Annotated in this window: 17 protein-coding genes; 11 read left to right on the top strand and 6 right to left on the bottom strand. The window is 33.8% G+C overall.

The genetic code is table 11. The features are described 5' to 3' along the window. Nucleotides 1-2: 2 nt before the first annotated feature. From BVG17_RS01830 to trpS, 3 genes are all read left to right on the top strand, one after another. On the top strand, nt 3-989 hold the full coding sequence (locus BVG17_RS01830; RefSeq protein ID WP_063630593.1) for a polyprenyl synthetase family protein: 987 nt from the start codon (nt 3-5) through the stop codon (nt 987-989). Between the two features lie 62 nt (nt 990-1,051). Next, on the top strand, nt 1,052-1,612 hold the full coding sequence (locus BVG17_RS01825) for a nucleotide exchange factor GrpE (RefSeq protein WP_017531799.1): 561 nt from the start codon (nt 1,052-1,054) through the stop codon (nt 1,610-1,612). Nucleotides 1,613-1,627: 15 nt separating this feature from the next. After that, nucleotides 1,628-2,626, top strand: a complete 999-nt coding sequence (trpS, locus tag BVG17_RS01820; RefSeq protein ID WP_063630592.1) for a tryptophan--tRNA ligase — start codon at nt 1,628-1,630, stop codon at nt 2,624-2,626. A gap of 7 nt (nt 2,627-2,633) precedes the next feature. Here trpS and BVG17_RS01815 read toward each other — a convergent pair whose 3' ends face one another. The 3 genes from BVG17_RS01815 to BVG17_RS01805 form a co-directional block, all read right to left on the bottom strand. Then, a complete protein-coding gene (locus tag BVG17_RS01815) occupies nt 2,634-3,794 on the bottom strand; it encodes a hypothetical protein (RefSeq protein WP_241654131.1) in 1,161 nt (386 codons plus the stop codon). Nucleotides 3,795-4,022: 228 nt separating this feature from the next. Beyond that, on the bottom strand, nt 4,023-4,970 hold the full coding sequence (locus tag BVG17_RS01810; RefSeq protein ID WP_063630491.1) for an IS110 family RNA-guided transposase: 948 nt from the start codon (nt 4,968-4,970) through the stop codon (nt 4,023-4,025). A 218-nt stretch (nt 4,971-5,188) separates the two neighbouring features. After that, nucleotides 5,189-5,401 (bottom strand): hypothetical protein, encoded by a 213-nt coding sequence (locus BVG17_RS01805; RefSeq protein WP_063630534.1) that lies wholly within the window; start codon nt 5,399-5,401, stop codon nt 5,189-5,191. A gap of 174 nt (nt 5,402-5,575) precedes the next feature. Between BVG17_RS01805 and BVG17_RS01800 the strand changes: the two genes are divergently transcribed. After that, entirely contained in the window at nt 5,576-5,842 is a 267-nt protein-coding gene (locus BVG17_RS01800) for a hypothetical protein (protein WP_063630535.1), read from the top strand. Nucleotides 5,843-6,148: 306 nt separating this feature from the next. Here the strand turns inward: BVG17_RS01800 and ykgO are convergent, their stop codons facing one another. Further along, on the bottom strand, nt 6,149-6,277 hold the full coding sequence (ykgO, locus tag BVG17_RS01790) for a type B 50S ribosomal protein L36 (RefSeq protein WP_006015378.1): 129 nt from the start codon (nt 6,275-6,277) through the stop codon (nt 6,149-6,151). 69 nt (nt 6,278-6,346) lie between these two features. Further along, nucleotides 6,347-7,162: a pyruvate, water dikinase regulatory protein gene (locus BVG17_RS01785; RefSeq protein WP_063630536.1), complete on the bottom strand. Its 816-nt coding sequence runs from the start codon at nt 7,160-7,162 to the stop codon at nt 6,347-6,349. Between the two features lie 142 nt (nt 7,163-7,304). On the opposite strand from BVG17_RS01785, the gene ccmC reads away from it, so the two are divergent. The 4 genes from ccmC to guaA all read left to right on the top strand — a co-directional run bounded on the left by ccmC (nt 7,305) and on the right by guaA (nt 13,276). Further along, on the top strand, nt 7,305-8,015 hold the full coding sequence (ccmC, locus tag BVG17_RS01780; protein ID WP_063630543.1) for a heme ABC transporter permease CcmC: 711 nt from the start codon (nt 7,305-7,307) through the stop codon (nt 8,013-8,015). 387 nt (nt 8,016-8,402) lie between these two features. After that, a complete protein-coding gene (locus BVG17_RS01775) occupies nt 8,403-9,446 on the top strand; it encodes a hypothetical protein (protein WP_063630537.1) in 1,044 nt (347 codons plus the stop codon). A 579-nt stretch (nt 9,447-10,025) separates the two neighbouring features. Next, nucleotides 10,026-11,486, top strand: coding sequence for a type II secretion system protein GspD (locus BVG17_RS01770; RefSeq protein WP_063630538.1), 1,461 nt, complete (start codon nt 10,026-10,028; stop codon nt 11,484-11,486). A 227-nt stretch (nt 11,487-11,713) separates the two neighbouring features. After that, complete coding sequence (gene guaA / locus BVG17_RS01765; protein ID WP_063630539.1) at nt 11,714-13,276, top strand: glutamine-hydrolyzing GMP synthase; 1,563 nt, start codon at nt 11,714-11,716, stop codon at nt 13,274-13,276. A 239-nt stretch (nt 13,277-13,515) separates the two neighbouring features. On the opposite strand, the gene BVG17_RS01760 is transcribed toward guaA, so the two are convergent. Then, nucleotides 13,516-14,208, bottom strand: a complete 693-nt coding sequence (locus BVG17_RS01760; RefSeq protein ID WP_063630544.1) for a TerC family protein — start codon at nt 14,206-14,208, stop codon at nt 13,516-13,518. A 281-nt stretch (nt 14,209-14,489) separates the two neighbouring features. On the opposite strand from BVG17_RS01760, the gene BVG17_RS01755 reads away from it, so the two are divergent. The 3 genes from BVG17_RS01755 (at nt 14,490) to lepA (ending at nt 18,812) form a co-directional block, all read left to right on the top strand. Next, entirely contained in the window at nt 14,490-15,866 is a 1,377-nt protein-coding gene (locus BVG17_RS01755) for a malonyl-CoA decarboxylase (protein WP_063630540.1), read from the top strand. 66 nt (nt 15,867-15,932) lie between these two features. Further along, nucleotides 15,933-16,934 carry a hypothetical protein gene (locus BVG17_RS01750; RefSeq protein WP_063630541.1) on the top strand — a complete coding sequence of 334 codons (1,002 nt, stop codon included), beginning with the start codon at nt 15,933-15,935 and terminating at the stop codon, nt 16,932-16,934. Nucleotides 16,935-17,015: 81 nt separating this feature from the next. Further along, on the top strand, nt 17,016-18,812 hold the full coding sequence (lepA, locus tag BVG17_RS01745) for a translation elongation factor 4 (RefSeq protein WP_063630542.1): 1,797 nt from the start codon (nt 17,016-17,018) through the stop codon (nt 18,810-18,812). Nucleotides 18,813-18,814: the final 2 nt, after the last annotated feature.

Below are 18,814 nucleotides of genomic sequence, written 5' to 3'. Positions count from 1 at the left end.
AAATGCTAAACACTGATTTAACAAAAAGTAGTAAATTAGATGATATTGTATCTTCTGATTTATTGGCTATGAATGACTTTATCTTCAAAAATGTCAATGATGAAGGTACTAAGCTTGCTACCGATATTACATCTCATCTTATTAATTCAGGAGGAAAAAAGATAAGGCCTAAGCTCATTTTTATTATGTGTAAAATGCTGAATTACTCTGGAGAGAGTAGAGTCAACATTGCTGCATCGGTAGAATTTATACACAACGCTACTTTACTTCATGATGATGTGCTTGATGAAAGTAAGGCACGCCATGGAGTTGCAACAGCAAATAAAATTTGGGGAAATAAATCAAGCATTTTAGTTGGTGATCTATTATTGACCTTAGCATTTAAATGGCTTATAGAATGTGGGAATTTAAGTGTTCTCTCTATTTTATCTAAGGCATCTAATTTGCTTGTCAAGGGTGAGATAAAGCAGATGACAACGCGTTTTGACCCTAACACAATTAGGAAAAATTATTTTAATATCATTGGAGAAAAGACAGCATCTTTATTTTCTGCATGCTGCGAGGCTGCATCAGTAGTATCTGGAGCCACAAGTGACGAAACAGAGAGGCTAAGGAATTTCGGGTTTAATTTTGGTATGGCATTCCAAATAATTGATGACGTGCTAGATTATACTGCTAATCAAGGCACTTTAGGAAAGCAACTTGGAAAAGATTTCTTTGAAGGTAAAGTTACTTTACCTTCTATTATAGCATATGAAAAAGGCAGCCCATCAGAACAAAAATTCTGGGAGAAATCTTTTTCTTCAGCTAGACACAATTTTGACCAAGCATTACAACATATTAATCATCATAATGCCATTCATGTTTCTATGGAAGAAGCTAAACACTATATTAATATGGCGCAAAGTAATATTGATACTTTTTCTGATTCTCTTTATAAAACTGCTTTGATTGACTTTTTAAATGCAAGCATAGAAAGACAAGGATAGCTAACGCTTGATATTTTTAGATTGATTGTTATATATTTATTAAGTTTGTAAGGGTGAATGATATGTCAGATAGTAATAAAGAGAAAAAAAAGAAATTTGCAGATATGGTCAGTAAACGAAAAGGGGATGACCAAGAAGATCAGCAAATAGGTGATTTAAGTGAAGAGCTTAATATATTAAAAGAACGTGCAGTTCAGCTTGAAGATCATTTACGTCGCGCTGTTGCGGATAATGAAAACGTTAAACGTATAATGCAAAAGCAAATTAGCGATGCAAGTGATTATGCAGTCACAAAATTTGCACGTGATATGATCGACTCTTGTGATAATTTAAAAAAAGCAATGGAAAACTTGAAAGATGATGATCCTATTCATGAAGGAATAAAAGTGGCGCACCAAAAGATTGTGAGTGATCTAAAAAAACATGGAATAGAAGAAATAGATCCAATTGGTAACTCTTTTGACAGCAATTTACATCAAGCTGTTGTGGAAAGAGAAGATAATGAAAAAGAGCCTGGCACTATTGTAGAAGTACTACAAACTGGTTATACCATTAAAAATAGGTTGCTTCGTCCTGCAATGGTTATTCTTTCTAAAAAATCTGCTGATTGCGAAAGTAACTAATAAAACACTCAAGGTATGGCAGAAGTTGTCTTCTCAGGTATTCAGCCAAGTGGAGTATTACATTTGGGCAATTATCTTGGTGCAATTAAGCAGTGGATAGGCTTGCAAGATAAATATAAATCTCTTTTTTGTGTTGTTGATCTGCATGCAATCACAGCAAATAAGCTTCCCGCAAATGAATTAAAAAATAATATTTTCAAAGCAGCAGCAACTTATATTGCATGTGGAGTAGATCCAGAAAAGTCCATTATTTTCAATCAATCCGCAGTTAGTGGTCATGCAGAATTGGGCTGGCTGCTGGGGTGCTATACACCAATTGGTTGGCTTAATCGTATGACTCAATTTAAAGATAAGGCTGGCAGCGATAAACAAAAAGCTTCTCTTGGGTTATATAGCTACCCGGTACTTATGGCTGCGGATATATTGCTGTATCAAACTAGATATGTTCCTGTTGGCGATGATCAAAAACAGCATTTAGAACTTGCACGTGATATTGCATCAGCTTTTAACAATCATTATAAATGTAGTCATTTCATCATACCGGAAATCTTAACTTTGGATTGTACATCAAGAATAATGAGCTTAAGAGATGGAGCAAGCAAGATGAGCAAATCTGATTCTTCAGAATACTCATGCATTAACCTTGACGATACAGATGACTTGATTGTCAAGAAAATAGAAAAAGCAAAAACAGATTCAATTCTAGGCTTTGATTTTGCTACTTTAAAGTGCCGTCCAGAAGTAAACAATTTGGTAAACATTTATTCAGTGCTTAGTGATTTAAATGTGGAAAAAGTGTGTGAAGAAGTGAATAAACATGATATGAAACACTTTAAAAAAGAGTTAGCTGGCTTAATCATCAGTGTTATATCACCCATACGTGAGAAGTTGAACGGTCTTTTGAAGGATCAGCTCCATTTACATAAAATATTAAAAGAAGGTACAGAAAAAGCAGCAGAGATTGCAAATAACAATATAAAAAAGATCAAGGATATTATAGGGTTTGTTCAATAGGTTACAACTATTTCTTCCCATGGCTTTCAAATCGTGCAGCTATTTTCTTTACACTAACATGAGTGAGAAGAGGTTTTTTACTAACCGGAAGTTTAGAATCGGACTTTGCTGTTATGGGGTTCATTTTAGATCTTTTATTTCCTACCGGAAATGAGTGAGATTGGGAGGCAGTTTTTTGCGATGGTGCAGGATCTTTCTTCATACCGATATCTGCTTGTGTTGCAGGGGTGGCTTTGCTCTTAGCAACTTGATTTTGCTCAAATTTTCCTACTATTGACTTTACTCTACCGTCCTTCTTGCTATTTACTTTTTCTTTTATAATAACCGCTTTTACTTCTGATGCTGCTTTATCAGCAGATTTTTTCAGGATTGGTTTATTTTCAGCTGATTTTTGCGAAGTCACTTCTACTATTATTGGTTTCGTGCTCACTTGTTGATCAACAATATCTAGCCTTTTAGGATTTGACAGTATTTCAGATTTATCTTCTTTAGTTTCTTGCCTAATTTCTTGATTGGTAGCGTTTAGCGCTGGTGGCTCTGGAGCCTGTCTCTTTTTATATCCTCTTCTTGTTCCTCCATTTTTCTTAGGTTTCGTTTTGTGAGTTGGCTCCTTTTTAGCTAACTTTGAGTCTTCCGAATCTTTTGTTGAAGATTTACTACTTTTCTCTTGATAATTTGATATTTCCTCATGTCCAGACTCTTCACTTAATGAACTTTCATAGCCTGAATCTTCAGGAGATACATTCTCTATTTCTGGTTTAAAGTGTACCTTTTTTGAGGCAGTAGGAGGTGGCGGAGGTGCTGTTGTTGGCCGTTTTATTCTCTTCATAACTAATTTTCCTACCGGCTGTTTTCCTTCTTGCAGCTTAGGAGTATCTTCCTTCTGCTTTGATGTCGTTTTATTTTCCGTGCTTACTTCGTATGATTTATGTTCTTTATTGCCTTTTCCACTCTGTTTCGAATCTAAAATTTCTTTAAGTCCTTTCTTGAATAGATTAATTGTACTTAAAATATTTGTGTATTCGGCTGCTTTTTCTATAGTGAAACCTGATAATTCATCACCAACAAAATTTTTTATGTCATTATCATTAGTTGGAATATCTTTTCCCAAGACTCTATCTAATATCCCTTTTAATGTTCCAATAAAACCGAGTGGCTTTGTGCTCATCAACTATGTTTTTTAAAATTTTTTGAATTTAGTCTTATTACAACTCTTATTTATAGTTTTGTATTCTTATTCAATTGAAAAACGTATTTTTGGCAATAAAAACCCTAGTTCATTACAGAAAGAAATTTATATCAAACAACTACCACTGCTTAGATCTTATGATTAATGAATATGTGCTTTAAATTTGTGTGGCGCGCATATTCATTAACCTATTTTCTTATGCAGATTTTAAAAATTTGCGTTAATTGCTTCTTTAAGCCTTGCATTAGCAATCACTATAATTTTGCGCATTAGAGCTGTTATGACTACCATCTTCTTTTTACCTCTACCAATGAGAGCAGAATAAAAAGCACCAAGTGCAGATTTAGTCCTTGAAGCAGCCATCGCAGATGTAAAAAGCTTTTCACGAACGTTCCTTCTGCCACCACTTATTCTGCGATAACCAATAGCTTTACCACTTTCTTTTGGATGCGGGGCAACTCCAGCAAGACTAGCAACTTCTTGCCTGCTTAAGTAGCCAAGTTCTGGCATCAAGCATACAAAATCTTGTGATAACTTTTTACCTATTCCTGGTACTGTTCTTATGATTTTTTGGCGCTTTTTTAACTCTGGATTCTCATCGATAATTTTTTGTATGGCATCATTAAGCTCATCTATTTGACTGTTAAAAAAGTCAATAGTTTTTTGGCAACTTTCTTTTATATAGTCGTTTTCAGGTGCTTTCAGTCTACATTTCTCTTGAGCTCTTATTTGTGTAAGGTCATCACGACGTTGACAAAGTGCAGCTAAGGCTGTTTGTTCTTTTGACATAGGCACAAATAGAGATAGAGTACTATAACGCTCAAATCCATATTGAGCAAGGGCTCTTGCATCTGATTGATCAGACTTTGCTAAAATTCCATGAGATAAGGTAAAGCTTTTTACTTTGCGAGTATTAGCTCGATGTACAGCAACATTCTTATCAACCAGAAAGTGTGCTAAGCCAAGCTCATATTTTCCTGTATTTTCCAAAGTTACAAAAGAATTAGGTAGAATATTTGAAAAATTTTGAAACAATTGTTGCCAACCAGCAGCATTATTATCAAACTTGATAGTGTTCTTTTGGTTGTGAACTGCAGCAACATTTTTAAATTTTCCGATATCAATGCCAATAAAATTTTGATAAGATGTAATCATAATAACCTCGATTAGTTTTAGTTAATTTAAGATTGTAAACGGGTGCATATGTATGTCCCACACAACTATTCAAACGTATCGAGAGATAGGGCTAGTGTACCTTGATGAGCACGGTTGTATAGCCATTATTCTAGCGGTCGCACACGCCCGTGATAACTCCATTCCTATAGTGAGTGGAGTTATCTTCCCTCTTATCTCCTTTATATCATATTTTTAACTTACAAAGGTTCTACATAATTATTCAAGTCGCTATATATAACAAATTTGGCTACATCTTTTGCGTTGTTTGTAAAATTCTTCAGAGCTTGAGATAAATCTTTCAGTGTTTCATCATATTGTTCATTAATTTTTTTTGTATCCTTCAGCTTTATGACTCTTATCAAAGAATTGAGATTTTTATCATAATTGTCACTTTTAAATAGATCACTCATACCAATTACTGTTTATCGTTTACTTAAATATAAATTCAAAGTATTAAGACCGAGTAAATATTATATGACTTATCCTCTGACTCATAAACGCTTGCACTCCTAGGTTCTGTAAACAAAATGTGCTGTGAGAAAATAAAGTAAAGAAAAAGTAGGAGAAATAAGAAAAAAGAGACCGTGAGTAATATAGAGAAACTCCCAATGGAATATTACATAGAAAAAAGAAAATGGGAACAAACTTTTGAATTCTTAAAGGGAGTCAAAGGAATACACAGCAAAAATGAGAAGAAGTTGAGAATATTTATGGAAGCGGTTTGCGGAGTGGCTGTCAGTGGCGTCTTTTGCCAGAAATTTACAGCAATTAGAGGAGTATACATAGGAGGTTTAAAAAGTGGTGTGAAAAGGAAGTTTTGGCAAAATATATGCAACAAAATCCAGATTTAAAAGTTGCGGTAATCGATGGAACGATAGTTCGAGCTCATGCTTGCTCTGCCTGATACAAAAAGGATTCCAAAGCTCTTAGGAAGGAATAAAGCTACTAAAATTCATGCACTTGTTGACGCACGTAATTAATTTCTTTTTTTAAGTTAATTAATGTTAACAAGCCACGTCTGCCTGTAATCATGTTAATACCAAAATATAATGTAAGAGAAGAAATGAGCAGGGCTATGGTTAAATACAACAATTTTTATTTCTTTCTAACCATGATTCCATATGAAAAACATATGAAATAAAAAGGCAAACAAAAAGCTAAGAACCTTGACGCGCTTTACATCTTGGCTTCACCTTATTTATAATATAAACTTTACCACCCCTTTTCACAACTTTACAATTTTTATCTCTGTTACGATGAGATTTTAGTGACCCTTTAACTTTCATATCTATAGTAAGAATAGAATTACCTTACATTATGATCACTGACAGAGAGTTAGTCAATTGATAAATTTTTCACATTTTATTAAAATATTGTATAATTGTTGCTGATACTTCTTCGATCGACCTTTGCGTAACATCAATAATTGGCCAGTTATTTTGCTTAAAGAACTCCTCTGCTTCTTTAATTTCCTTTTCTACTTTTTCAGAATCAGCATATATATTATTATCTTTGTTATTAATTGAAGTAAGTCTGTTTTTGCGTATTTCTACTAGTCTACTTGGGTTGATTGTTACTCCTATAGTCAGTTTATTTTTTAATTTTGCTAAGTCGATATAAAAGGGTACCTCACTAACAAAAGGAACATTCGCAACCTTGTAGCCTCTATAAGCTAAATACATACTAGTGGGAGATTTTGATGTGCGTGAAACTCCAACCAAAATTATATCTGCTTTATCGATTTGAATACCTTGTCCATCATCGTGATTGATGGTATAGTTTATTGCCTCAATACGCTGAAAATACTCGTTATTTATTTCAGTATACAGGTCAAGTTTTTCATCCTTTTCAATTTCAAGATAGGATGAGATTTCTCTAATAATATGTGATAGTATTGCTCGATATGGAATTTTTAACTTGATACAATTATCTTTTAGATATTTTCTGAGCCCATCATCAGTAATAGTGCATATAACAAAGTTATGCTCATCACTTTTTCTCTCAATTTCCTCCAGAATTTTATCGATCTGCTCTTCTCCTTTTACAAAAGACCAAACATATTCGATCGTTTCTACAGAACGAAAGTGTTTCAGAGCTGATTTTGCAACTGATATAACAGTTTCACCACTTGAATCTGACACTAAGTGTAGGTTAAGCTTTTTAAGGGTCATCAACGTTATACTAAAAATAATAGCAAGCAATCTGCTACTGAAATTGTGCTAATTTATTATACTACGTAAATATAGAAAAACTATCTTGTTGATAAAACTCAAACTAATTGATAAATTCTTAACACAATTATTCTCAAAACAAATGTTTTTATTAAAGCCTACAAATTTCACTTCTTTTACTAAAAAAGCTCTACCTTGGCTTGGGGTTATTTGTTTCGCATGTTTTTTAATTGGAATGTTCTTGGCATTATTCTTCTCCCCAGGAGATTATAAACAAGGAGAAATCGTACGAATTATGTATCTTCATGTGCCTTCTGCATGGCTTGCTCTTGGAATATACGGACTCATTGCATCACTCAGTTTCATTTCGTTGGTATGGAACAATAGTGTTGCTAGTGTCTTAGCACATGCCGCTGCTCCTGCAGGGACAGTCTTTTCGGCAATATGTTTAATCACAGGTAGCATCTGGGGAAAAGGAACATGGGGTACTTGGTGGGTATGGGATGCAAGGCTTACTTCAATGCTGATTTTGTTTTTTCTGTATGTTGGTTATTTTTCATTGTGGAGCGCTTTTGATAATCAAGCAAGAGCAGAGAAATCATCAGCAGTATTTGCCATTTTTAGTGCTATAAATATTCCCATAGTAAAATTTTCTGTGAATTTATGGTCTACTCTTCATCAGCCAGCAAGTATTTTTAGAAAAGGTGGAGTAGCAATAGAAGGTTCTTTACTGCTGCCACTCATTGCAATGTTTATATTTTGTACCACACTTTTTTTAGTAGTGTGGATACTTAATGCCCTTCATTTAATTAATTTGCAGAAGATAAAGAGAGAAATCAGCATGCAATATTAGGTATATAGTTCCAGAGTGTAATGTTGTGAACAGCGACGGAAATTAAAATGTAGAGCAATCATCCATTAGCAAGTTCCAGAACTAATTACGTATAAACCACACTTCAAGATTATAGTGATTAATCACATGCAAGTAGAAGAATCATGATTCTCTAGTGAATAAAGATGTGCTCTATGTAAAGCTAGTGAAGATAAGATAGAAATTGAAAGAAAATCTAATTATTGGTTATTATGCTATATTTGTAATGCAAGTTATTAAATTTTTAATTACTTTAGCTTATAATAATTTCTGAGTTAACCTGAGATTTCTTGAACTGTGGTTTCTTTATATTCAGGTAGATACTTATACTTTTATGTAATTCCAGTTTTGACTGTAGAGGAGGTTCCTATGTCAAAAAACACCTATAGTGACCAAATTAATAATAGTTATTTATATAACAACAAACATTTTTATGGTAAAGAGGATATAGATGAGATGACTGAGGGTGAAACTACGACTGAGAAGCGATTTACAAATCCAGTTCCAATAGTAATAGAAGCTTTTGAACTCGCAGAAAAGGAACTTACGAAATGCGCAGAGGAGGTTAAGCGAGCAAAAGCAGAGACTGAGTGGTATAAAAAAATAGCTGAAGAATGTAAAAAAGAAAGTGGTACGGGCGAACCTGTTACCGATGAAGGAGAGAATGAAAATGGAGAAATTACATCTCGAAAAGTAACCTCAGATTGTTCCAAGTATGAAAATTGTGGGCCGTATTCTCATTTTTATAAAGTTGATAATAAGATAGGTTGTCAAGGTTTTAGTGCATCTGATTTACTAAAGGAATTATATCCTGAGATGTACAGCAATTCTAAAATTGCAAAATATATAGAAGAGGGAGCAAATGGTAATTATGGTGCAGTAAATTTTAAATTTGCCTTTACAGAGGATCTTAATTCAATATCCTGGCTTGGTAATATAGAATGTGAAAAATGTGTGGATGATCAAAGAGAGTTAGCGTGTCAAGAAGAAGAGATTAAGAGTTTCTGCTACCCGAACGTTTACCGTAGTAATCCAGAATTCAACAAGAGCTTTTTTTCCAGAGGAGCATGTCCTAATCTCTTTAAAGAGTCCAGTGAAACAAGTGTTGTAAAAGCAAAACAAGTTGCACCATTGATACTTGTTAATACCTTAGGACAAATGATAGATAAAGAAGGTAATAACACTAAAGTATACTATGATGCATTGAAGCGTTATCTAAATGATGATGGTAAAATCAAGGATTGTGGAGACAATCAAAAGTGTAAGGATTATATTCCAATTATGGAGAAAGTTGCATGGAATAGTGATAAGGAAGTACTATTAAAAACTGCTGTTAATAATACGCAAGAAGCAAATCCTTACTATTATGGAAATGAGAATAATTCTACTTCCGTTGAATTTGGTTCTATATAAGGCTGAATTTGTCTAATTTTTTCTACACTAGACACAATTTAGTCGTATCTGAACAAATACATAACCTATATAAAGAGGACGTAGGTACCATCTGTCCTTTTAAGGCATTTATGTCAATGATATGCGTAATCCATGATTTTAAACATGATGATCCTCCTAAGTAATACAAAAAAACTCAGAAAAATGTATATAGCTATGATAGAAGTTATCTATACATAAGTACAATATACTTTAACTAGAGATTATAAATTAATGAAGTTGAAAAATCTGCAGACAAAGATAGATTTCGAGCTCTAGAATACCTTCACTATCAAAATAACAAAGCTGTCAAAATTTGTCAAGTAATTTTTATCGCAACTGTACAAACATTGCACAGGACAAATTTAAAATGCTGTAAAATGGTGTCTGTTCAGACGCATGTGAAACCAGTGCTTCTTTTCATCCCACTTCCATGCGGCTAAACCCTTTTCACAATCCCCTATCTATCATTTCTTAAACCACTCCCCTGAACGGATACAATTAAATACATTTTTAACATTTTTATAGAAAACTATTAGTATAGATTTATATGCTGCCCTCATGGCTATTTTAAAATGTTTAATACTCCTTTTCATTATTTCTTGTACACATCTACCTAACAAGCAACATTCTGTTAATATAGACAATTATAAGCACGATTATTCGTTGCAACAATATAATACTCCTTTGAAGAATAACGAACCAGCAATACCAGAAATGATACCTTTACCGGTAGAGTTTCCCGATCTTACAACCAGTAATCAGTTTCTTTCGATTAATGTTGATGAAAAAGTACCAGTAAAGGATTTACTGATTGAGATAGGAAAACTTTCTGACGTTAACTTAGACATAGATCCCCAGATATCAGGTAATATTATTTTAAAGCTAAAGGATAAGAATATAAATGAAGTAATTCAGAGTATAGCCAACAGCGCCAAATTGCGTTACTCAATGAATAATGGTGTAATTAGAATTGAACAGGATTTGCCATACGCACAAAATTATTACGTAGACTTCATCAATATTCAACACTCTGCTCAAAGCAATTTTGTCGTTAGTGGCAATGTTACAAGCAGCGATGCTGACAGGAATGTTAGAAAGTCTCAATATAGCAGTGACTTATGGAGTTCATTAGAAAAAGGCTTAAATGCAATAATGGATGTTAACGGAGTAGATGATGGTGAGTTTCTTTCATCCAACAGAGAAGCTGGTGTCATTATTCTGAATGCCAGGAAGGATATTCATAAAGCTGTTGAAGAATATATTAATAAAGTTAAGAGACTGGCGTCTTCTCAAGTAATGATAGAGGCCAAAATAGTTGAAGTTGTATTAGACGATAAATACCTTTCTGGTATCAACTTAAATGATTTGCATAATGAAACCAAATCTATAACAAATCAAGGTAACTCTATTATTGACCTAGCAATTAACTCTAGTGTGAGTGATTTAGAAGATTTAGTAAAAAATTTAGGCAAATTTGGCACTTCAACCGTAATTTCAAGCCCTAGAGTACATGCTATAAATAATCAGCAAGCAATGATTTCATTTACTAAAAACCATATCTATTTTACTTCCGATATACAGAAAAATACCAAAAATTCTAATCATGCATTAATTACCAAGATGAATAGCACTCCAATAGGTGTGGTGTTAATAATCCACCCAAGCATTAACATTGATACTAATGAAATATTCATGGATATACACCCAACCTTATCAAGAATTAACGATTACACTAAAGACCCAAATATAGAATATGTCGCACAGCAGAATAAAATGAAATTAAATAGTGACATTCCAATTATTGAAACCAGAGAAATGCACTCTACGTTAAAAGTTAAGAGCGGCGAAGTTATGGTAATTGGTGGGCTTATAGAGCATAGAAAAGATAACCAAAACTTATTGCATCAAAAGTCAAAAAAACTGGCTAAGACAGTAGAAACCGTCATCTTCCTGAAAGCAACAATCGTACCAACACTTGGTTTATTAGATATAAAAGATAGGAATTTATATATATATTAAACGTATCCGTTCAGGCAATGGTATCAACTTAAGGAAAGATGTTGGGGTTGCTATTATGATAAGAAGAGAGTATCAGAATGATAATTAAGACAGCTTAATCATAAATCTGTTGCGGTAAATTTAAGTTACTTTAGTCATATATTAAAGTTTTTAAACAGGTCTTAGTTTACTTACTTTATTGTTTTCTTTATTATCAAATATTGCTTTAAATAATATGGAGGAGCACATTGTCAGCAATTGCCGTTATTGATTTTGGTTCACAGTTTACACAGCTTATTGCAAGACAAATCAGGGAAATGGGCGTTTACTGTGAAATATTTCCAAGCAATATCGATTTCGAAACAGTATCAAAATTCAATGGATTTATTTTTTCTGGAGGACCGCAATCTGTAAATGACAATTGCTCTGAAGTAAGTGAAGTAGCACATAAAATTATAAAACTTAACGAAACAATAAACACTCCTATACTTGGAATATGTTATGGACAGCAACTCATTTGTCATTATTTCGGGGCAAAGGTAAGAAAAGAATTCAATCAGGAATTTGGCAAAACTAAAATCAAGATACTAAAAGAATCCCCAATTATAAAGGATACTTGGGACGTTAATTCCGAAGTCGATGTGCTAATGAACCATGCAGACAGTGTCGAAACTATACCGCAAGGATTTACTGCTATTGCCTCAGGTATAATAAATCAAACAATCGCAATAATTTCCAACGAACAGCGGAAGATTTACTGTACTCAGTTCCATCCTGAAGTTAAGCCTACGACAAATGGTAGTAAACTTCTCTCTAATTTCTTAGATATTGCAAATTGTGAGAGAGATTGGACAATGAAGTCATTCATTGAAAAACAGAAGGAAAAAATTCAAAACTTAGTAGGGGAGAAAAAAGTAATTGCTGCAGTAAGTGGGGGGGTTGATTCAAGTGTTGCAGCAGTTCTTACACACAAAGCTATAGGAAAACAATTAAACTGTATTTTTATCGATACTGGGTTATTGCGTAAGAACCAGACCACTGCTATGTTAAAAGAAATTCCAATAAATTACGTTGGTAAATCAAACTTGTTTTTAAGTAGGTTAAAGGGAATAACTGATCCGGAAGAAAAGCGAAAAATTATCGGCAATACTTTTATCGAAGTATTTGAAGAAGAGGCAAAAAAAATAGGTGATGTGGATTTTTTAATGCAAGGCACCATTTACTCTGATGTAGTTGAATCAGGGCACGCTTCAGGAAATACTAGTACAATTAAATCTCATCACAATGTTGGTGGGTTGCCAGAAAAAATGAATCTGAAACTAGTAGAACCTTTACGCTATCTCTTTAAAGATGAAGTAAGGCTGCTTGGCAAAGAAATTGGGCTTTCAGATGAGATAATATTTCAACATCCATTTCCTGGACCTGGACTTGCAGTGAGGATCATAGGTGAGGTTGATGAAGAAAAGGTACGAATATTGCAAGAAGTAGATGAAATATATATCAACACAATGAAAAATTATGATCTGTATGATAAAATATGGCAGGCTTTTGCTGTACTGTTACCAGTAAAAACTGTGGGAGTTATGGGAGATAATCGTACATACGGATATGTTTGCGCTTTAAGGGCTGTGACTTCATCTGATGGCATGACAGCTGATGCATTTCCATTTGAAAATAAAGATCAACATTCGTTAGTATTTTGGAGGTTTTTGCAAGACGTCAGTAGTATAATTGTTAACAAAGTTTCCGGAGTAAATCGAGTTGTGTATGATTTAACTTCCAAGCCACCAGCAACTATTGAGTGGGAGTAGCAGTAATTTCATTCCAGTTTCAGCTACTCGAATCACAGCAAAGAGGCTGCTTGCATAACTCAAATTTTAAGGAAAACTATTTAATGTCATTCCAGCGCGTGACGCTGGAATCCAGAAAAAAAGAACCAGTGTCTGGGCACTGGGATGACACCGAAGTTAAATCACACCTTTCCGCTAGATAATGTTCGTATAAATGTGCGCCATGCGCTGATTAGATTTTTGTTTTGTGCGAAATAGTTTCAAGACCGTATTGTCTTTATTTTGCTTATAGCTTCCACAAGCAATGCAAACATGAATGAAGAATACAAACATGCTTTTGGTAGTTCTATGTGAAGTCCTTCAAGTATTAGATATATACCAATGAGTAAAATAAATAGAATGGCAATTACTTTTAAGCTTGGGCTGGATTTTATTAACTGAGCGGTATAACTTGATGAAAATAGCATTGCTAATATGGAAAATGTAAATGCTATAGCAATAATTATCATATTATGAGTTAATGCTATAGCAGTTAATATTGAATCAACAGAAAAAACTAAATCTATTAATATAATTTGTAGCACAACTAAAAAACATTGTGATTTAACGTTTGCCTTTGTTTTGTTCTCCTTATGTACAAAAATTTCGCTCCATAACTCTATAGAACTTTTAACAATAAGGAATAACCCTCCTGCAATCATAAGTAAATCTTTTACTGAAATATCTAGTGATACAGAGTGAAATATAGGCTTTTGCATTGATAATATATGCGATGTAAAAAATAGTATTACAAAACGCATCAATAGCGCCAAGCCAAAACCTATAAGGCGGGCTCTTTCTCTCAGCAGATTTGGCACCTTATCTATTGCTAGAGAAATAAAGATTAAATTGTCTATACCAAGTATAGTTTCAAGTAGCGTAAGTATCAATAAAGTCCAAGCATCAGCTAGCATTTTCATTCCAAAGTCAGATTTTGTACTTTACAATAGATGTGTAAAAATTAAGTAACTTCGACTAGGTAATTAAAAAATCAGCCTTACCCGGAAAAGAAAGAGGCAAAAGGGCATTTTTATAATAAAAGTACTTTTGTAAGAGAAATAATGAAATTAAAAATCTAACTCTCTTTACGAAAATTTTAAATAGATTATAAAATAGTTGTACCATGAAAGTATATGCCTTCTTTGTAGACTAAGATTTTTCTTTAAATTAAGATAGATACACGATAAAAGGAAATATGATAAAAGAATCATTAGCAAAAACTGATATAATAAAAGTTGAAGATAAGAAAATAACAAAGGGCTTTTTTAAAATATTAGGTGAAGTAGCAGATGCTGTAAGGTCATGGATTGGCAATATTGGCCCTGATTTAAGTAGTAGTCGCGATGTCGATAGTTTAGTCTTGAAGATGAACGAATGCTTAAACCCAAAGGGGGGTGAAGTCTCAGCACGTAAGAACACCGTATCTCTTGGTAATTTGTACTTGAGTTTATCAGAGGCAGGTCAAATAAAATTTTTACAAACCCTGGCAGAAAAGTTCAATCCGGATAAAACGAAAATAGATGAAGAAATAAAAGTATATAAGAAAAATCAAGATTCTGAGTCAAGCTATAAGTTTGAACAAGACTTAATAAAAGTCCTTGAATCTCCACGCTCTAAAATATTGAAGCAGTTTATCTCCTTACCGGAGGGCCTTAAGTTTATTGTTGATATGCGTTCTGATGTACTCAAGCTGAAGAATCAATATAAAAGTCTAAGTCCACTAGAAAACGAATTAAAAAATATACTCTGTACTTTGGTTGATGTTGATCTACTTGATCTGCATCAAATCACCTGGGATTCACCTGCATCATTGTTGGAAAAACTTATAAAATATGAAGCTGTACATAAAATTTCCTCTTGGGGTGACTTAAAAAACAGACTAGATTCTGATCATCTCTGTTTTGCTTTCTTTCATTACAAAATACCAAATGAACCTTTAATTTTCGTAGAGGTTGCACTGATGAATGAGATTGCAGATAGTATTCAACACGTTTTGGACGAGTCAGTTCCTTCAAGTGACCCAAGCAGTGCAAGTACTGCTATATTCTATTCAATATCAAACACTCAAACTGGTTTATCTGGAATTAGCCTCGGTAACTTTTTAATAAAGAGAGTCGTAGAAAAACTATCGCAAGAATTTAAAAGCGTAAAAGTGTATGCAACTCTTTCTCCAGTTCCTGGATTTACAAAATGGCTAAAAAATCAAAACGTAGCTTTATTAGGTAAGCTTAATATAAAACAATCAGGTACAGAAATTTTAGAAAGCATAAAAACTAACATTGAATGCGAAAAACAGTCCCTACTGAAACTTTGTGCACATTATTTGCTAAAGGTTAAAAGCAGTGGTGGGGGTGCTTATGATCCAGTAGCACACTTTCATTTAAGCAATGGTGCATCAATCAAACAAATCAACTGGATGGCTGATACTTCTGAAAAAGGCATTAGTCAGTCAGCCGGAATAATGGTGAATTATTTGTACGAATTGCCTAAAATAGATAACAATCATGAGAATTATATGATTAATAAAGCGATTTCTCATTCAAAAAAAGTGTCAGCTATGTTGAAGGATTAATAAAAAAGATGTTGAAAGTTTCCTAATGCTTATATATTGTACAAGGTAGTTTTATAAGGTAAAATTATGGTTTTGGAAAAACTTAAAAATATCACAAAAGAGCTAGATAAGTCAATAGAGAGCAAGTCGATAATAAAGCTGCCTATACCTGGTAATTTAGTTAATGATATTAGAGAAAGCCTGGAGCTAATTAACAAGCATCCTGATCAAGAGAAAAATATAACAGAAGAGCTTATTAATATCTACAAGAAGCTTATAGGAGCAGGTTTTATTGTTCAACACGAGTGTTGGGATAGCTTTAAACACTCTTTAGCTAGTAATAAGCGTTTAAGTGACAAGTATGATGTTGTAGTAGCTTATGAAAATTTAAGTATAATAGCAGAAGCTTTAAAGCTGCTTAATAGTGTTAACCGGAATGAAGAAGAACTTAATCAAATCACATCATTGCAGAAAAAAATGAAAGAAGCGCTAGAAAAAATGCAACAACAACAAAGTGCAGTAAAGCAAGAAGAATTAGAAAAGAAAGCTAAAGAGGAGTTTAGCAAGTATATAGAAAACGGCACTATTGATGCGATATCAATCGAAAAGCATAGTAATTCAGATCTTCTTTATACAAGAATCAAACTAAAAGAAGACAATAAAAGCACAGATATTAAAATAAGCGAATTTTTAAATGGTGATTTTTGTAAAAAAAACAATATTGCTGGGTTTTTTATTTCAAGTGGCAATCAACAAGAATCTATCAGTGGTTACATACAGGAGGGGGTTAGATGTTATTATTTAGGTACCACAGTTCAACATGGAATAAAGTTTAACTGGTATGTAGACGGAAAGGAATGTAGCATTACATTAGGTGCTAACAGTGATGGTAGTATTAGAATAATAAGTGATAGACCAACTGATGCGGATTTAGAAAAAAATAAAGATGTAAAGATTAAAGTTGGTAATGCTTACCTAAGTCTTGTTGATGCAGTAAAAACGTGTAGACAGCAAGAAGATCCAAGTAGCACAGTGAAGCAAGCATCAGCTAATGAGCATTGCCGCCCATTGGCAAGGACTGCAGCTTAATGTTTTTAGCAAAAAGAGATATAAATAATTGCTCTTGTAATACTTAAAATGTAAAATAGATCTACTTAAATAAATAGATCTATGAACAATATAAGAAACTTTGCAATAATAGCACATATAGATCATGGGAAATCAACTCTTGCTGATCGTTTGATAGAAGAATGTAACGGTCTTGAGACAAGGGAAATGACCAATCAGGTACTTGACTCAATGGATATAGAGCGTGAACGCGGAATCACAATCAAAGCACAAACGGTAAGACTCAATTACACTGCAAATAATGGTAATAAATATTGCCTCAACCTCATGGACACACCAGGTCATGTTGACTTTTCATATGAAGTCAGCCGAAGCTTAGCCGCATGTGAAGGCTCACTTTTGGTAGTAGATAGCAGCCAAGGAGTTGAAGCTCAGACTCTGGCAAATGTCTACAAGGCAATTGACAATAATCATGAGATAATAGTTGTGCTTAATAAAGTCGATCTTCCTGCTGCAGATCCAGAAAGGATAAAGCTTCAGATTGAAGAGGTAATCGGAATTGATGCAACTGAGTCAATTTTGATATCGGCAAAAACTGGTCTTGGGATAAAGGATGTACTTGAAGCTATAGTGACAAAACTTCCCGCTCCTCAAGGTGATACAAATGCTCCACTGCAAGCAATTTTAGTTGATAGTTGGTATGATCCTTACCTAGGAGTAGTAATTTTAGTGCGAGTTAAAAATGGAGTACTAAAAAAAGGCATGAGAATCGTTATGATGTCTAATAATGCTACATATCAGGTCGATAATATCGGTATTTTCACTCCTAAAAAAGTTATGACTGGTGAACTTTCAGCAGGTGAAGTTGGTTTTATAACTGCTTCAATGAAAGAAGTAGCAGACTGCAAAGTAGGAGACACTATTACTGAAGAGAAAAGGCCGTGCAGCAAGGCATTACCTGGCTTTAAAGAAGTACATCCTGTAGTATTTTGCAGTATTTTTCCCAATAACACAGATGATTTTAAATATTTAAGGGAAGCACTAGAAAAATTACATTTAAATGATGCTAGTTTTACATTTGATGCTGAAACGTCAAATGCCCTAGGTTATGGATTTCGTTGCGGTTTCTTAGGAATGCTACATCTTGAAGTCATTCAAGAAAGACTCGAAAGAGAATTTGATTTAGATCTAACAGCAACTGCACCGAGTGTTATATATAAAGTTGCAACACAAAATGGTAAAGTTTTAAATATCCATAACCCAAGCGATATGCCAGACCCTACAAAAATTGAAATAGTGGAAGAACCGTGGATCACTGCAACTATAATGGTACCTGATCAATATTTAGGAGAGATTCTATCTCTGTGTGAAGAGAGGAGAGGAGAACAGCAGGATTTATCTTATGTTGGTAATACGACAACAGCACTACTGAAGTATAAATTACCGCTGTCTGAGGTTGTTTTTGATTTTTACGATAGACTAAAATCAATTTCCAAGGGATATGCAAGTTTAGATTGGGAAATATCCGATTATCAGGAAAGTCAGATAGATAAATTAATTTTTTTAGTTAATGGAGAACCTGTGGATGCGTTAGCCTGCATTGTTCATAAAAGCAGGGCAGAAAAAAGAGGCCGCGAAATATGTGCACGTTTGAAAGACTTGATACCACGCCAGCAATATAAAATCGCGATTCAAGCGGCAGTAGGCGGAAAAATTATTGCTAGAGAAACGATTAACCCGTATAGAAAAGATGTAACAGCCAAGCTCTATGGTGGAGACGTCACACGAAGGATGAAGCTGCTTAAAAAGCAGAAGGAAGGTAAGAAAAGATTGCATTCTGTGGGAAACATAAACATCCCACAAAATGCTTTTATTGAGGCTTTGAAAATAAATGATTAATA

It is taken from the genome of Wolbachia endosymbiont of Laodelphax striatellus (genome assembly GCF_007115015.1).
Lineage (GTDB): Bacteria > Pseudomonadota > Alphaproteobacteria > Rickettsiales > Anaplasmataceae > Wolbachia.
The sequence above is the reverse complement of the archived record's forward strand: the minus strand, read 5'-3'. Positions and strand labels throughout refer to the sequence as shown.

Excerpts from the sequence above, each read along its gene's own strand:
- BVG17_RS01830 (WP_063630593.1), top strand. The coding sequence starts at position 3 with ATGCTAAACACTGATTTAACAAAAAGTAGTAAATTAGATGATATTGTA.
- BVG17_RS01825 (WP_017531799.1), top strand. The coding sequence starts at position 1,052 with ATGTCAGATAGTAATAAAGAGAAAAAAAAGAAATTTGCAGATATGGTC.
- trpS (WP_063630592.1), top strand. The coding sequence starts at position 1,628 with ATGGCAGAAGTTGTCTTCTCAGGTATTCAGCCAAGTGGAGTATTACAT.
- BVG17_RS01815 (WP_241654131.1), bottom strand. The coding sequence starts at position 3,794 with ATGAGCACAAAGCCACTCGGTTTTATTGGAACATTAAAAGGGATATTA.
- BVG17_RS01810 (WP_063630491.1), bottom strand. The coding sequence starts at position 4,970 with ATGATTACATCTTATCAAAATTTTATTGGCATTGATATCGGAAAATTT.
- BVG17_RS01805 (WP_063630534.1), bottom strand. The coding sequence starts at position 5,401 with ATGAGTGATCTATTTAAAAGTGACAATTATGATAAAAATCTCAATTCT.
- ykgO (WP_006015378.1), bottom strand. The coding sequence starts at position 6,277 with ATGAAAGTTAAAGGGTCACTAAAATCTCATCGTAACAGAGATAAAAAT.
- BVG17_RS01785 (WP_063630536.1), bottom strand. The coding sequence starts at position 7,162 with ATGACCCTTAAAAAGCTTAACCTACACTTAGTGTCAGATTCAAGTGGT.
- ccmC (WP_063630543.1), top strand. The coding sequence starts at position 7,305 with ATGTTTTTATTAAAGCCTACAAATTTCACTTCTTTTACTAAAAAAGCT.
- BVG17_RS01775 (WP_063630537.1), top strand. The coding sequence starts at position 8,403 with ATGTCAAAAAACACCTATAGTGACCAAATTAATAATAGTTATTTATAT.
- BVG17_RS01770 (WP_063630538.1), top strand. The coding sequence starts at position 10,026 with ATGGCTATTTTAAAATGTTTAATACTCCTTTTCATTATTTCTTGTACA.
- BVG17_RS01760 (WP_063630544.1), bottom strand. The coding sequence starts at position 14,208 with ATGCTAGCTGATGCTTGGACTTTATTGATACTTACGCTACTTGAAACT.
- BVG17_RS01755 (WP_063630540.1), top strand. The coding sequence starts at position 14,490 with ATGATAAAAGAATCATTAGCAAAAACTGATATAATAAAAGTTGAAGAT.
- BVG17_RS01750 (WP_063630541.1), top strand. The coding sequence starts at position 15,933 with ATGGTTTTGGAAAAACTTAAAAATATCACAAAAGAGCTAGATAAGTCA.
- lepA (WP_063630542.1), top strand. The coding sequence starts at position 17,016 with ATGAACAATATAAGAAACTTTGCAATAATAGCACATATAGATCATGGG.